Below are 14,479 nucleotides of genomic sequence, written 5' to 3'. Positions count from 1 at the left end.
GGTCCGGCCCGACGATCCCGGCGTGCCCATCTCCCCGTCGCTCCCCCGGCCTCCTGTCCACGCCCTCGTCCGGTGCGGTCCGCTCGCCAGACGTCCCAGGTCCCGGTCATGACCGGGCAGCTCTCGGTGGACACCGCGCTGCTGCGTCGGTCGTCGCGATCGCTGCGGGCGGCGGCCCAGCACTGGCGGGCCGAGTCGCCCGATCCGTCAGCCGTCATGGCCCCACCGGTCGCGGCGTCGATCGGCGACACCGCGACGGCCGTCGAGGCGATCTCACTGCTGCAGCGCCGGATGCGTTCCGCCCTGGCCACGGCCCGGTGGCTCGGGCAGATCGCTGACCACCGCGCCGATCTGCTCGACCGGACGGCGAGCGCGTTCGAGGCGACCGGATGAGCACGGCGACGGCTGCCGTTCCGCGGCGACGTCCGTGAGTGGCGACCACCTGGTCACCCAGTGGGCCGAGGCGCTGCGGATGCCGGATCCGATGCCGACGGCCAGGATGCTGACCGCGCTGACGCCGGAGACGGTCGGCGCATGGTTCCGGTCGGTCGGCCGCACGGTGACCGGTCTGCGCACGGGTGCGGACGACATCCACACCGCCGGGGCAGCAGCCGCAGCCGGCTGGAGCGACCCGGTCGCCGGCGAAACGATCATCCGGCTCGGCCGCGACGTCGAGACCACCGCCGCGATGATCGAGGCGCAGCTGCTCGCGGTGGAGACCTTCACCGACCGGGTGGCGTCGATCAGGGTGGAGGCCGAGGCCGCCCTGGCGATCACGACGAACCAGCTGACCACCGATGCAGGTCCTCGGCCTGACGTGCTACTGGTCGATCTGGCCCCGGACAAGCCGATCGCCGACCTCGCCGTCGGCGCCATCGCCACGCTCACCACGGCACTGGCCCGGCTCAGCGACACGCTGGACGCGGCCGCCCGGCTGCTCATCGCGGCCTTGCGCGACGACCCCGAGGAGCTCCAGGAGGGCTGGACCGATCCGTCGGCCGGCGGGCCGGCGCTGGCCCTGACCGCCGCCCGTCGCGAGCTCGACGACATCGACCAGGACAACCGGATGCGGCTGCTGCTGGATCTGAGTGCGGTGGACCACACGACCGCCACGACCGCCACCGGCATCCATCGCGATCTGGGCGCCGCCATCAGCTCCCGGCCGACACAACTGGTCCTGTACGAGTCGGCGCACGCGCTGACCCAGGCCCGTGCCGCGGTGGCGGTCGGCGACCTGGCGTCCGCCGACCACATCGCCGTGCTCGTGCCCGGGGTGAGCAATTCACCCGCGAACATGGCCGGGGCGCTCCAGGACGCGGCCGGACTGGCCGACCGGATGGAACAGGTCAGCGGCGAGCAGTCCGCCGTCCTGGTCTGGTTCGGCTACGACATCCCCGGGTCGACCAGCGACGACGGGATGGGTGGCTTCGCCTCGGACCCGTGGGTCATCGACTGGCTCAAGGGCGCCGGCGGCGCCGCGGTTCTCGGGCGGTTCGGGTCCGTCGACGTGGAACAACGGCTGCTGGCCGATCTGGGGCGACTCCGGCCGCTGATCAGCGCGGACGTCCACCTGACCGGTATCGGGTTCTCCGCCGGATCCACGGTCGTCTCGGCGACCGCGGTGGCCGGCGCGCCGTTCGACGACGTGGTCCTGCTCGGATCGCCGGGCGCCGGGACGGCCACCAGCGTCGACGACTACCCGATGCCCGAGCCCGAGCACCACACCTGGGTGATGGGCTTCGAGGACGACCCGGTCGCCCAGGTGGTCCCGGGCTTCGGCGTGGACCCGGACAAGCCGGACTTCGGCGCCCAGGTGCTGGAGCCGGAGCAGTTGACCTCCCGCGAGGTGCTGCCGCTCGCCGGGTTGGTGCCGTTGTCGTTGGTCCCGCGGTTCGGGGTCGGTCTGGTCCGGATGCACCGACAGGACCGCTACCTGCAGCAGCCCCAGGTGGCCGAGGTGGCGGCCGGTCGGTACGACCGTGCCCGGCGGACAGACCGGTGACCGCGCGTCGCGCCGGTGTCGGGAACAGGAGCGAATCTGCCGTCGGGTGCTCCGGTCCGCGGTCCCGAACGCCATCGGACTGGGCCGGCCGGGCAGGATGACCAGGTGCCGTCGTTCTTCCGATCCTCCCGGCGCCGGGCCGCCTCCGCCGACGGCAGCCCGGCCGTCCCGCAGCCGACGACGCCCACCTCCGGACCTCCGCCCGCGTCCGGGGCCGCGCCCGGGCCTGTGGGTTCCGAGGCGACGACCGCACTGCTCGACCATCTGCGGGACCGGCGGGTGGCCGCTGTGCGGACGGACGGCAGCTGGTGGACCGGAGCCGACACGATCGACGACGACGCGGAGCTCGCCGATGCAGTCGCAGCCGGGGTCACCGGGTGGCTCGACCTGGGCGGCCGCAGGGCCACCACCTCGGGAGCCACCACCTCGGGAGCCACCACCTCGGGAGCCGCCTCCGGACGCGCCGACCGGGCCGGCATCCGACTCACCGTCGGCCCCGGCACCCATCTGGCCACCGCCGCGACGGCCACCCTGGCCATGCTCGAGGACCTGGCTGCCGCGGGCGTCCCGGCCGTCCCCACCACCGGCGGCCCCGGCACGCTGTGGGTGCTGCTCTCCACCGTGGGCACCGCCGCGGCGGCCGATGAGGTGGCGCGATCGGCCGTCCACCGACTGGTGACCGACCGGCCGGAGAGTGTCACCACCGACACGGCGCAGGCGCAGGGGCGGGCGGGGGCGATGATCTTCGACGGCCGGGACGGACGGTGGGCACCGGTCCCCTACAGCCCCACCGTGCCCGCCGCTCCGGGCGCCATCGGAGCTGGGGCACCGTCGCTGGCACCGGACGATCCGGACCTGTCCTGGGACGGCTCCGCCGCGGTCATCCCGCTGCACCCGGACGAGATCGCCGCGATCGCCGCCGGGATGCCATTGACGGTCGGGGCCGCCGACCTGCCCGCGCGACTCCGGACCCGAGGCGATCTGGCGGCCGTGCTGCGCTGACGACGGCGGTGCCGGAACTGGTGCCGGAACTGGTGTCGGTGCGGCCACCCCCGGCTCAGCGGCTCAGCAGCTGCGGACCGCAGTGCGACGGCCCCCGGCACGTAGGGTCGACCGGGATCGGACCCGTTCGGCTCGTCGACGGTCACGCTGGGTACCTGTCCGCCAGGCGGGCGCCCGACGACGACAGCGCGCGACCGACCGACCGGGTCCGCCGCACCGCCGACCGTCACCACCCGGAGGACGCCGACCGATGACCGACGCCGACGCCGGACCCAACGGCGCCCACACCGGGCAGACCGCGCAACGGCTCTCCCGCGGGGCACGGCGGGCCCAGCTCGTCTCCGTGGCCAAGTCGGTGTTCGTCTCGCAGGGCTACCACGCCACCGCCATGGACGACATCGCCGAACGGGCCGGTGTCAGCAAACCCGTGCTCTATCAACACTTCTCGTCGAAGCTTGAGCTCTACCTGGCACTGCTGGCGGAGTCCGCCGAGGAGATGGTCCGGCTGGTCACCGGCGCCATCGACCGGACCACCGACAACTCGCGCCGGGTGCACGGTGCGGTCGACGCCTACTTCTGTTTCGTGGCCGACAACGACGAGGCGTACCGGCTCATCTTCGAATCGGACCTGCGCGGCCAGCCCGAGGTGACCGAGATCGTCGACCGCGCGGGCGAGCAGTGCATCGCCGCGATCGCGGAGTCCATCGTGGTGTCCACCGGTCGCGATCCCGACGAGGCGCGGCTGCTGGCGTCGGGACTGGTCGGCGCGTCCCAGGTGGCGGCCCGCTACTGGCTCAACCAGATCCCGTCCGTCGACCGCAGCCGGGCGATCGAGGCGGTGTCGATGCTGGCCTGGCGGGGACTCGCAGGCTTCCCCACCCGACCTGCCTGATCGGTCGCCGACCGGACGTCCGGCCGGCGACCGCAGTGCGACCGTGGTGCGAACACGGTCGCACCACGGTCTGACGGTCAGCCCTGGACGCCGAAGCCGACCCTGCGCTGGCCGTCCGACGGCGCGATCTCGACGTACGCGATCCGCGCGGACGGCACGATGAGCTTGCGGCCCTTGTCGTCGACCAGGGTGAGCAGCCCCGTCGGGTCGGCCAGCGAGGCAGCCACCTGGGACTCGATCTCCTCCGGCGTCGCCGCCGAACTCACCGTCAGCTCGCGCCCGCTGTCCGCCACACCGATCTTGACGTCCACGCCACCCTCTTCTCGTCCGTCACGAAGTCCCGGTCCCTGCGTCCGGCGGGCAGCGCGCCCGCCGGTCGGGCACCGGCCCTTCCAGGCTAGTGCAGCGCATCCGCCGCCCGACGCGACGCAACTGCGCCCACGGTGAACACCCGCCCCAGAAGTGTCGGCGCACAGGCCAAGTCGCCGCACCGATGGACGTCCTGCCAGAGCGACCGACGAACACTCAGAACAGCCGGAACGCGTCCGACTCCCGCCCGCGCAACTCGTCGTAGTCCAGCACCACGCAGCGGATGCCACGGTCCTCGGCCAGCGTCCGGGCCTGCGGCTTGATCTGCTGCGCGGCGAACACCCCGGTGACCGGGGCCAGCAGCGGGTCCCGGTTCAGCAGCTCGAGATAGCGGGTCAGCTGCTCGACACCGTCGATCTCGCCGCGCCGCTTGATCTCCACCGCCACCGAGCCGCCACGACCGTCCCGGCACATCAGGTCCACCGGGCCGATCGGCGTCGGGTACTCCCGCCGGACCAGCGACCAGCCCTCGCCCAGGGTGGCGACGTGCTCGGCCAGCAACACCTGCAGGTGCGCCTCGACACCGTCCTTGGTCAACCCTGGATCCACGCCCAGGTCGTGCTGCTGGTCGCTGAGCACCTCGTCGAGCGTGATGAGCAACTGCTCACCGGCCTTGTTCTCCACGACCCAGCGGCCGGGCTCCTCGACCAGCCGGCACGGCGGCGACATCCAGTTCAGCGGCTTGTACGAGCCGCCGTCGGAGTGCACGAGCACCGAACCGTCGGCCTTGATCATCAACAGCCGGGTCGCGAGCGGCAGGTGAGCCGTCAGCCGTCCCACGTAGTCCACCGAACACCGGGCCACCACCAGTCGCACCCGACCACCCTAACGGCCGCTGCCGAGGGAGCCGGGTGTGCCACGACCGAGCCGAGCCGAACTTCAGATGTCCTGCCCGATGCGCCGGACGTCGGCCCCCAACGCCTGCAGGTCCTCGACGAAGTGCGGGTATCCGCGGTCCACGTGGAAGACGTCGTGCACCTCGGTGACGCCCTCGGCCACCAGCCCGGCCAGGACCAGGCCGGCACCGGCGCGGATGTCGGTCGCCCACACCGGGGCACTGGAGAGCTGTTCGCGGCCGGTGATGGACGCATGGTGGCCGTCGGTCCGCGCATCGGCGCCCATCCGGATGAGCTCGTCGACGAACTTGAACCGCGCCTCGAACACGTTCTCGGTGATGAGCGAATGCCCCTGCGACACCGCGGCCAGGGTGAGCGACATGGGCTGCAGGTCGGTCGGGAACCCCGGGTACGGCATGGTGATGAAGTCGACGGCGCGCGGCCGATCGGGCATCCGGACCCGGAACGACTCGCCGCGGGTGTCGATCTCGGCCCCCGCGGCCTGCAGCCGTTCCAGCGGCGCGGTGAGGAACGCGGGATCGACTCCGGTGACGCTGAGATCACCACGGGTGATCGCCGCAGCGTAGGCCCAGGTCCCGCCGACGACCCGGTCACCCACGGTGCGGTGCTTGATCGGCTGCAGCTTCTCGACGCCCTTGATGGTGATCGTCGCCGTGCCGGCGCCCTCGACCTGGGCTCCCATCTGCTGCAGCATCACCGCCAGGTCGATGATCTCCGGCTCGCGGGCGGCGTTGTCGATGACCGTGGTGCCCTGGGCCAGGACCGCAGCGGTGAGGATGTTCTCGGTGGCGCCGACGCTGGGGAAATCCAGCGTGATCGACGCGCCGACCAGTCGATCCGCGGATCCGACGACCTTGCCGTGCTCGATGCCCATCCGCGCGCCCAGGGCCCGCAACCCACTCTGGTGCATGTCCAGCGGCCGGGACCCGATCGCATCCCCGCCCGGCAGGGCCACCTCCGCCCGGTGGCATCGGCCCATCAGCGGTCCCAGCACGCAGACCGAGGCGCGCAGCCGCCCGACCGCCGGGAAGTCGGCGTGCCAGGACAACTCGGCGGGGGTGTCGATGTGCACGGAGGCGCCCTGGATCTCGACCGTGCAGCCCAGACCTCGGAGGATCTCGGCCATCAGCGGGACGTCCAGGATCTGCGGGCAGTTGTCGATGACGGTGGTGCCCTCGGCCAGCAAGGCGGCGGCCATCAGTTTCAGCACGCTGTTCTTGGCGCCGGCGACGGCCACTTCCCCGTTCAGCCGCGCCCCGCCACTGACCAGGAAACGCTCCACGCCCCGACTGTAAACCGGTTGTCGGGCTGCTCCTCGCACGCTCGCCGCCGAGGGCCGCGGTCACCGCCACGGCCCGGGACAGCGTGTGTCGGGTCGACCATGGGCTCCGTAGGGTGCACGTCATGGCTGTGCACCTCACCCGCATCTACACCCGGACCGGCGACGACGGGACCACCGGTCTGGCCGACTTCTCCCGGGTGCACAAGACGGATCCGCGGCTGGTCGCCTACGCCGACTGCGACGAGACGAATGCGGCCATCGGCCTGGTCCTGGCCCTGGGGAACCCGTCCCCGGAGATCGGCGCGGTGCTGCGCCGCATCCAGCACGACCTGTTCGACACAGGAGCCGACCTCGCCACTCCGGTCGAGCCCACCGAACTCGACGACGCGCCCGGCGCCACCGAGCAGGACGGCCGGCCGCGCCGCGCGGCCCCGCTGCGGGTCACTGCGGACTACGTGCAGCGACTGGAGACGGCCTGCGACCGGTTCAACGAGGACCTGGCGCCGTTGCGTTCGTTCGTGCTGCCCGGCGGGACACCGGCCGCGGCGCTGCTGCACCAGGCGCGCACGGTGGCCCGGCGCGCGGAACGGAGCGTGTGGGCGCTGGTCGCGACCGACGGCGAACGCACCAACCACCTGACCGGGCACTACCTCAACCGGCTGTCGGACCTGCTGTTCATCCTGGCCCGGGTGGCGAATCCTGGCGGCGACGTGCTGTGGGTGCCGGGCGGACCGCACCGGGACGAGCTCGGGGCCTGACCCGCCGGTCGGGGCCGCAGGACGGTCGGTCCGGTCAGCGCTCCGGGTCGCGCGGTCCAGGCGACCGGCCGTGCGCCGGTGAGGTGGTCGGGGCGGACTCGATCCAGGACCGCACCCCGGTGAGCGCCTGCTCGGCCAGCGCGAGTTCGATGTCCGCCCCGTCCTCACAGCACCGGACGATGACCGAGTCCACCGGCAGCAGATCGGGTTCCGCGCCGACCGGGGATCGCTGGGCGCCCAGCTCCAGCCGGCCGCGGCGGAGCACCTTCGAGGCGGTGGGCAACGGCGAGAACGAGCGGTACAACAGCCATCGGTCGCCGTCGAACCGCCCCTGGCCGAGTGACCAGCCGCGGCCCGACCGGGTCAGGTCGCCGCGCCAACAGACGTCGATGGCACCGGAACGGAGCAGCCAGGAGCGGCGGATCGCGACGACGACGATCCAGATGACCACCAGGATCAGCACTGTCAGCCCGGCGATGGTCCCCAGCGTCCCCATGTCCACCGTCTTGATCACCCGGTTCCGCGCGCCGACGCCTGGATCAGATGGATTCCCCGGTCGCCAGCAGCTGGGCCTGCGCTCGACGCAGTTCGCGCTCGGTCTCGGCGGTCTCGCCACCGCGCGCCCTGGCGGCCTCGTAGGCGGCCCGCGCGTGGGTCACGTCGATCTCGTCGGACAGCTGGGCCTCCTCGGCCAGCAGCGTCACGGCGTCCTTGGTCACGGAGAGGAACCCGCCGTGCACGGCCACACCCAGCACATTGCCGTCGGGCTCGATGATGCGGGCGGCGAACCCCTCGCGCAGCTGGGCCAGCACCGGTGCGTGACCGGGCATCACGCCGATGTCTCCGTCGACCGTCCGGGCCACCACCATGCGGGCCGGGCCCGACCACACCTCACGCTCGACAGCGACCAGGTTGACCTGCATCTCAGCCACGGATACTCCCGTCTCTGCCGAACGATCCCTCGACCGGCTCACTCGTCGTCACGACGGCGGCCACACGGACGCGGCAGCACCCGCGTCTGGTCGGACTCCCGGGGAGTCTAACCGAACGAGGTGGAGACGGGTCCGGGGCCGACAAGGCTCACACACCGGACACTCGAGACCGCAGGAACGGCGCGCAGAGTGTCCGGACGAACACGAAAGCCGCCCGGGACGTGGAATCAGCACGCCCCGGGCGGCCTTCGGTACTGCACTGCACCGGGACCGGCGCCGGCCGGACCCGGGTGGGCTCAGCCCTCCAGGGACTTGGCCTTCGCGAGCACGTCCTCCATGCCGCCGACGTTCAGGAACGCCTGCTCGGGGATGTGGTCGTACTCGCCCTTGGCGATCGCGTCGAAGGACTCGATCGTGTGCTTGAGTTCCACGTACGACCCGTCCTGGCCGGTGAACTGCTTGGCCACGAAAAAGTTCTGGCCCAGGTAGCGCTCCATGCGGCGGGCGCGCCCGACGAGGAGCTTGTCCTCCTCGGACAGCTCGTCCATGCCGAGGATGGCGATGATGTCCTGCAGCTCCTTGTACTTCTGCAGGATCCGGATGACCTCCTGGGCTACCCGGTAGTGCTCGTCACCGACGTACTGCGCATCCAGGATGCGGGAGGTCGACGACAGCGGGTTCACCGCCGGGTAGATGCCCTTCTCGGTGATCGCCCGGTCGAGCTCGGTGGTCGCGTCGAGGTGGGCGAAGGTGGTCGCCGGCGCCGGGTCGGTGTAGTCGTCCGCCGGCACGTAGATGGCCTGCAGCGAGGTGATCGATCGGCCACGGGTGGAGGTGATCCGCTCCTGCAGCTCGCCCATCTCGTCGGCCAGCGTGGGCTGGTAACCCACCGCGGACGGCATCCGGCCGAGCAGCGTGGACACCTCCGACCCGGCCTGGGTGAAGCGGAAGATGTTGTCGATGAACAGCAGCACGTCCTGGTTCTGGACGTCGCGGAAGTACTCGGCCATCGTCAGCGCGGACAGCGCCACCCGCATGCGGGTCCCCGGCGGCTCGTCCATCTGGCCGAACACCAGGGCGGTGTCGTTGATGACGCCCGACTCGGTCATCTCAGTGAAGAGGTCGTTGCCCTCGCGGGTCCGCTCCCCCACCCCGGCGAACACCGAGGTGCCACCGAAGTTCTTGGCGACGCGGGTGATCATCTCCTGGATGAGCACGGTCTTGCCGACGCCGGCCCCGCCGAACAGACCGATCTTGCCGCCCTGCACGTAGGGGGTCAGCAGGTCGATGACCTTGATGCCGGTGACCAGCATCTCGGTCTTGCCCTCGAGCTGGTCGAACGACGGGGGCTTGCGGTGGATCGGCCAGTGCTCGGCGTCCTCGGCGGTGCCGGGGACGTCCAGGCAGGCGCCCAGCGCGTTGAAGACGTGGCCCTTGACGGCGTCGCCGACCGGCACCGAGATCGGCCGGCCGGAGTCGGTGACGGTGGCCCCGCGGACCAGGCCGTCGGTCGGCTGCATGGAGATGGCGCGGACGATGTCGTCACCGAGGTGCAGGGCGACCTCGAGGGTCAGCACCCGGTTGTCGCCGAGGCCACCCACGGTGACGTTCAGCGCGTTGAACAGCTCCGGGACCTCACCCCTGGGGAACTCGACGTCGACGACCGGGCCGATGACCCGGACGACGCGGCCGGTGGTGGACGGCGCCTGGGTGGGCGCGTCGGCGAACGTGGTCATCGTTGTCCCTCTTCACGATCGGAACGGACTTCGGCATGGAGTGCGGTGGCGCTGCGGGTGGTACTGCGGGGAGCGACGGTGGAGGCGGACATTAGTCCTCCTCGTTGGTGGCGGCCGCGAGAGCATCCGCTCCGCCGACGATCTCGCTCAGCTCCTGGGTGATCTGGGCCTGACGGGCCTGGTTCACCTCACGGCTGAGGCTGCGGATGATGTCGTTGGCGTTGTCGGTGGCGCTCTTGCACGCCGCCCGCCGGGCCGCGGACTCCGAGGCCGCTGCGTCGAGCATGGCCGCGTAGATCCGCGACGTCACGTACTTGGGCAGCATCTCGTCGAGCAGCAGGTCGGCCGACGGCTCGAACTCGTACGCCGGCAGCAGCTTCGACGCGCCGTCGCTGGGCGCGCTGGCGTCGACGTACTCGATCTCCATGGGCGCCAGCCGCCGCGCCCGCGGGGTCTGGGTGATCATCGAGACGAAGTGCGTGGAGACGATGTGGATCTCGTCGATGCCCTGGTTGCCGTCCTCGTCCTGTCCGTCCGAGCCGGCGATGAACGCGGGCAGCAGTGCACTGGCCGCGGCCTCGGCGTCGGCGTAGCTCGGCTGCTCGGAGAAGCCCGTCCAGGACTCGGCGATCGCCCGCTGCCGGAAGGTGTAGTAGCCCACGCCCTTGCGGCCGACGATGTAGAGCACCGGCTCCTTGCCCTGGCTGCGCAGCAGCGCAGCGAGCTCCTCGGCCGCCTTGATGCCGTTGGCGTTGTATCCGCCGCACAGCCCGCGGTCCGAGGTGATGAGCAGGATCCCGGCCCGCTTGGCCGACGACCGTTCGACCAGCAGGGGGTGGTCCAGGGTGGAGACGTTCGCGAGCGCCTCGAGCACTTCGGTGATCATCTCCGAGTACGGCGCGGCCGCCTGCACCTTGGCCTGGGCCTTGGCGATGCGCGAGGTCGCGATCATCTCCATGGCCTTGGTCGTCTTCTGGGTCGACCGGACCGACTTGACCCGCTGGCGGAGCACCCGCACCTGAGCGGCCATCATGCACCCCCGGGGTGTCGACGGGCGGCCCGGCCGCTGAGGACCTCAGCGGCCGGCACCGGGAACGATTGCCGAGCTGTCACCGCGCTCGGGCTCACTGCTTCGGCTGGGCGCGGCGGACCTGGATCTTCTCCTGGCCCACCTCGCCCGCGTCCATCGGACGCGCCTCGGGCTCGCGACCCAGGATGGTGCCCTCCGAGGTGGTGAAGCCGTCGGAGAAGTCCTTGAGCAGGCCGAGGAGCGCAGCTTCCTCGTCCTTGTTCAGTCGCTTGCTGGTGCGGATGGCCTCCAGCGGGCTGTTCGGCGCGTGCCGCAGGAACTGGAGGAACTCGGCCTCGAACCGACGGATGTCCTCGACCGGCACCCGGTCCAGGTGACCGCGGGTGCCCGCCCAGATGGAGACGACCTGCTCCTCCACCGGGAACGGCGAGTACTGGCCCTGCTTCAGCAGCTCGACCAGACGCGACCCACGAGCCAGCGAGCGCTTGGAGGCGGCGTCCAGGTCGGACCCGAAGGCGGCGAACGCCTCGAGCTCGCGGTACGCCGACAGGTCCAGACGCAGCGTGCCGGACACGTCCTTCATCGCCTTGATCTGCGCGGCGCCGCCGACCCGGGACACCGAGATGCCGACGTTGACGGCGGGGCGAACCCCCGCGTTGAACAGGTCGCCCTGCAGGAAGCACTGGCCGTCGGTGATCGAGATGACGTTGGTCGGGATGTACGCCGAGACGTCGCCGGCCTTGGTCTCGATGATGGGCAGACCGGTCATCGAGCCTGCGCCCAGTTCGTCGGACAGCTTGGCGCAACGCTCCAGCAGCCGGGAGTGCAGGTAGAAGACGTCACCCGGGTACGCCTCGCGGCCCGGCGGGCGGCGCAGCAGCAGCGAGATGGCGCGGTAGGCCTCGGCCTGTTTGGACAGGTCGTCGAACACGATCAGGACGTGGTTGCCCTGGTACATCCAGTGCTGCCCGAGCGCGGAACCCGTGTACGGGGCCAGCCACTTGAAGCCGGCGCTGTCCGAGGCTGGGGCGGCGACGATCGTCGTGTACTCCAGGGCGCCGGCGTCCTCGAGCGCCTTGCGGACACCGGCGATCGTGGTGCCCTTCTGGCCGATGGCGACGTAGATGCAGCGGACCTGCTGCTTCGGGTCACCGGTCGCCCAGTTGTGCTTCTGGTTGATGATCGTGTCGACGCAGACGGCGGTCTTGCCGGTCTTGCGGTCACCGATGATCAGCTGGCGCTGACCGCGGCCGATCGGCGTCATGGCGTCGATCGCCTTGATGCCGGTCTGCAGCGGCTCGCCGACGCTCTGCCGCTCGACCACCGAGGCGGCCTGCAGCTCGAGCGGCCGGTTGGTCTCGGCCTCGATGGCGCCGAGGCCGTCGATCGGCTGGCCCAGCGGGTTCACCACGCGGCCGAGGAAGGCGTCGCCGACGGGGACGGAGAGGACCTCGCCGGTGCGGGTGACCTCCTGCCCCTCCTCGATGGTGTTCGCGTCGCCCAGGATGACGGCGCCGATGGAGCGCACCTCGAGGTTCAGCGCGACGCCCAGCACCCCACCGGGGAACTGGAGCAGCTCGTTGGCCATCACCGACGGCAGGCCCTCGACATTGGCGATCCCGTCCCCGGTGTCGGCGACGATGCCGACCTCTTCCCGGGTCACCTCGGGGGCGTAGTCGGCAACGTAGCTGTCGATCGCGGAGCGGATCTCGTCTGCGGAGATCGTCAACTCGGTCATCGTCGTCCCGTTCTTTCAGTGCTGTTCAACGGCTGGCGACCGCTTCTGCGCGGCTGGTCATGGTGTTGTGGTGGAGCCTCGACGCCTCGGGGACGTCACCGACGCACGGGGCGCCGGATCAACGCGAGCATCACGAGCCGGCCAACGACCGCCGCAACGACTCCAGTCTGCCTGCGATGCTGCCGTCGATCACCTCGTCGCCGACCTGCACCCGCAGCCCGCCCACCAGCGCGGCGTCGACCTCGACGTGCAGTGAGACCTCGCGGCCGTAGATCCGGCCCAGGGCCGCGGTCAGCCGGCGCAGTTGGTCGTCGGTCAGCGGCCGGGCGGTGCGGACCACCGCGACGACCTTGTCGCGACGCTCCGCGGCCTGCTCGACCAGGTCACGGACGCCGTGGCTGAACGACCGGCCCTCGGGGTCGCGGGCCAGCGACTCCAGCAGGTCGACGACCAGCGGAGCGGCCCGTCCCTGCAACAGTCGGTGCACCAGCGAGGCCCGCGCCTGCGGGTCTGCCGTCGGGTCGTCCAGGACGACCGACAGCGACGGATTGGCGTCGACGATGCGGGCGAACCGGAACAGCTGGTCCTCGACCTCGTCGAGCTCGCCGCTCCGCTCGGCCAACCGGAACTGAGCCGTGCGGCCCAGTCGGCTGACCGCCTCGTGCAGGTCGCGGCCCGAGGACCACTGCTGCGCGACGACATCGCGGACGACCTGGACGGCGTCGTCCACGACCTTGCCGGCCAGCAGACGATCGACGATGCCCTGCCGGGCCTGCTCCGAGAGGGTGTTCTCCGAGAGGGTCCGGCGCAGCGGCGCCTGCTGGAGCAGCAACTGCGACACGGACCGCAGGTCCGTGCCCAGCTGCTGCAGCGCCTGGTCGTCGAGCTGCTCGGTGCGATCGAGCAGACGCCGGGTGGTTGCGGCCAGGGCGTCCCGGCTGGCGAGGTGCTGCATCAGCGCTCCAGCTCGGCCAGGAACCGTTCGACGGTGCGGTTGGCCCGCTCGTCGTCGGTCAGCGACTCACCCACGATGCGACCGGCCAGGTCGACCGACGACCGGCCCAGCTCGGTGCGCAGCTCGGCGACGATCTGCTGCCGCTGAGCCTCCAGCTGGGCCCGACCCGCGGCCGAGATGCGGTCGGCCTCGGCGTGCGCCTGGGCCAGCATGTCGTCGCGGATGGCCTGGGCCTGGGTGCGGGCGTCCTCACGGATCTTGGCCGCCTCTTCCCTGGCCCCGGCCAGCTGCTGCTGGTACTGCTCCAGGGCCGCCTGCGCGTCCCGCTGGGCGGATTCGGCCTTCTCGATGCCGCCCTCGATCGCCGCGGTCCGGGCCGCGTAGGCCTTCTCGAACTGGGGCCAGACGAACTTGCCCAGCACGACCAACAGCACGATGAAGCCGACGGCGCCCAGGATCACCTCGCCGATCGGCAGGCCGATCGGGTTGGTGGCTTCGCCTTCGGCCGCGAGGGTGTCGACAATGCTCATGGTGTCTCCTCGGGTCGGAGTCGGACGTCGAGGATCAGGTCAGGATGAACGGCACCACGAAGCCCAGCAGGGCCAGCGCTTCGGAGACCGCGAACCCGAGGAACGCGTAGGTCCGGGTCAGGCCGGCCGACTCGGGCTGCCGGGCGGTCGAGGAGATGTACGAGGCCCACACGATGCCCACACCGATACCGGGGCCGATGGCGGCAAGGCCGTAACCGACGGTGCCGATGTTGCCGGTGAGCTCGGCGAGGTACTCAGCTGCCATTGGAGTGCGTCTCCCTTTCGGTGCTTTCGCGGTGCGTCCGCCGTGGAGCACTGCAGGTCGTGGAGCGATTCCTGGCCTGCGGGGTGCGGACCAGAGGTGGAACGGTCTGTCGTCGGTCGGGGTTCGACTCG

At 71.3% G+C, this 14,479-nt stretch carries 16 protein-coding genes; 5 read left to right on the top strand and 11 right to left on the bottom strand.

Features of this window, described 5'->3' with window-relative positions; translation table 11 throughout:
* Positions 1 to 108 precede the first annotated feature (108 nt).
* The 4 genes from JL106_RS00630 (at position 109) to JL106_RS00615 (ending at position 3,896) form a co-directional block, all read left to right on the top strand.
* Positions 109 to 393 (top strand): hypothetical protein, encoded by a 285-nt coding sequence (locus JL106_RS00630; protein ID WP_205258732.1) that lies wholly within the window; start codon positions 109 to 111, stop codon positions 391 to 393.
* 34 nt (positions 394 to 427) lie between these two features.
* Positions 428 to 2,002, top strand: coding sequence for an alpha/beta hydrolase (locus JL106_RS21815; RefSeq protein ID WP_205258731.1), 1,575 nt, complete (start codon positions 428 to 430; stop codon positions 2,000 to 2,002).
* A gap of 105 nt (positions 2,003 to 2,107) precedes the next feature.
* Positions 2,108 to 3,004, top strand: a complete 897-nt coding sequence (locus JL106_RS00620; protein ID WP_205258730.1) for a hypothetical protein — start codon at positions 2,108 to 2,110, stop codon at positions 3,002 to 3,004.
* A gap of 250 nt (positions 3,005 to 3,254) precedes the next feature.
* Complete coding sequence (locus JL106_RS00615) at positions 3,255 to 3,896, top strand: TetR/AcrR family transcriptional regulator (RefSeq protein WP_205258729.1); 642 nt, start codon at positions 3,255 to 3,257, stop codon at positions 3,894 to 3,896.
* A 77-nt stretch (positions 3,897 to 3,973) separates the two neighbouring features.
* Here the strand turns inward: JL106_RS00615 and JL106_RS21810 are convergent, their stop codons facing one another.
* From JL106_RS21810 to murA, 3 genes are all read right to left on the bottom strand, one after another.
* A complete protein-coding gene (locus JL106_RS21810) occupies positions 3,974 to 4,207 on the bottom strand; it encodes a DUF3107 domain-containing protein (RefSeq protein WP_205258728.1) in 234 nt (77 codons plus the stop codon).
* Positions 4,208 to 4,421: 214 nt separating this feature from the next.
* Entirely contained in the window at positions 4,422 to 5,081 is a 660-nt protein-coding gene (gene nucS / locus JL106_RS00605; RefSeq protein ID WP_205258727.1) for an endonuclease NucS, read from the bottom strand.
* Positions 5,082 to 5,144: 63 nt separating this feature from the next.
* Positions 5,145 to 6,404, bottom strand: coding sequence for a UDP-N-acetylglucosamine 1-carboxyvinyltransferase (murA, locus tag JL106_RS00600; RefSeq protein WP_205258726.1), 1,260 nt, complete (start codon positions 6,402 to 6,404; stop codon positions 5,145 to 5,147).
* Between the two features lie 122 nt (positions 6,405 to 6,526).
* Here murA and JL106_RS00595 point away from each other — a divergent pair, with 122 nt between their 5' ends.
* Positions 6,527 to 7,162: a cob(I)yrinic acid a,c-diamide adenosyltransferase gene (locus tag JL106_RS00595; RefSeq protein ID WP_205258725.1), complete on the top strand. Its 636-nt coding sequence runs from the start codon at positions 6,527 to 6,529 to the stop codon at positions 7,160 to 7,162.
* A gap of 34 nt (positions 7,163 to 7,196) precedes the next feature.
* Here JL106_RS00595 and JL106_RS00590 read toward each other — a convergent pair whose 3' ends face one another.
* The 8 genes from JL106_RS00590 to atpE all read right to left on the bottom strand — a co-directional run bounded on the left by JL106_RS00590 (position 7,197) and on the right by atpE (position 14,348).
* Positions 7,197 to 7,676: a DUF2550 domain-containing protein gene (locus JL106_RS00590; protein WP_205258724.1), complete on the bottom strand. Its 480-nt coding sequence runs from the start codon at positions 7,674 to 7,676 to the stop codon at positions 7,197 to 7,199.
* Between the two features lie 25 nt (positions 7,677 to 7,701).
* Positions 7,702 to 8,094: a F0F1 ATP synthase subunit epsilon gene (locus tag JL106_RS00585; protein WP_205258723.1), complete on the bottom strand. Its 393-nt coding sequence runs from the start codon at positions 8,092 to 8,094 to the stop codon at positions 7,702 to 7,704.
* A gap of 296 nt (positions 8,095 to 8,390) precedes the next feature.
* Positions 8,391 to 9,830 carry a F0F1 ATP synthase subunit beta gene (atpD, locus tag JL106_RS00580; protein ID WP_205258722.1) on the bottom strand — a complete coding sequence of 480 codons (1,440 nt, stop codon included), beginning with the start codon at positions 9,828 to 9,830 and terminating at the stop codon, positions 8,391 to 8,393.
* 91 nt (positions 9,831 to 9,921) lie between these two features.
* The gene (locus JL106_RS00575; RefSeq protein ID WP_205258721.1) at positions 9,922 to 10,860 is read right to left on the bottom strand and encodes a F0F1 ATP synthase subunit gamma; all 939 of its coding nucleotides are present in this window, start codon (positions 10,858 to 10,860) and stop codon (positions 9,922 to 9,924) included.
* A 94-nt stretch (positions 10,861 to 10,954) separates the two neighbouring features.
* A complete protein-coding gene (gene atpA / locus JL106_RS00570; RefSeq protein WP_268927881.1) occupies positions 10,955 to 12,598 on the bottom strand; it encodes a F0F1 ATP synthase subunit alpha in 1,644 nt (547 codons plus the stop codon).
* 130 nt (positions 12,599 to 12,728) lie between these two features.
* A complete protein-coding gene (locus JL106_RS00565) occupies positions 12,729 to 13,553 on the bottom strand; it encodes a F0F1 ATP synthase subunit delta (RefSeq protein ID WP_205258719.1) in 825 nt (274 codons plus the stop codon).
* Positions 13,553 to 14,083, bottom strand: coding sequence for a F0F1 ATP synthase subunit B (locus JL106_RS00560; RefSeq protein WP_205258718.1), 531 nt, complete (start codon positions 14,081 to 14,083; stop codon positions 13,553 to 13,555). The genes JL106_RS00565 and JL106_RS00560 overlap by 1 nt, the downstream gene beginning before the upstream one ends.
* 34 nt (positions 14,084 to 14,117) lie before the next feature.
* Complete coding sequence (atpE, locus tag JL106_RS00555; protein ID WP_205258717.1) at positions 14,118 to 14,348, bottom strand: ATP synthase F0 subunit C; 231 nt, start codon at positions 14,346 to 14,348, stop codon at positions 14,118 to 14,120.
* Positions 14,349 to 14,479 lie beyond the last annotated feature (131 nt).

The organism is Nakamurella leprariae (assembly GCF_016918035.1).
Classification (GTDB): Bacteria; Actinomycetota; Actinomycetes; order Mycobacteriales; family Nakamurellaceae; genus Nakamurella; species Nakamurella leprariae.
Note: the sequence above shows the minus strand (reverse complement) of the source record. Positions and strands in the feature narration are given on the sequence as shown.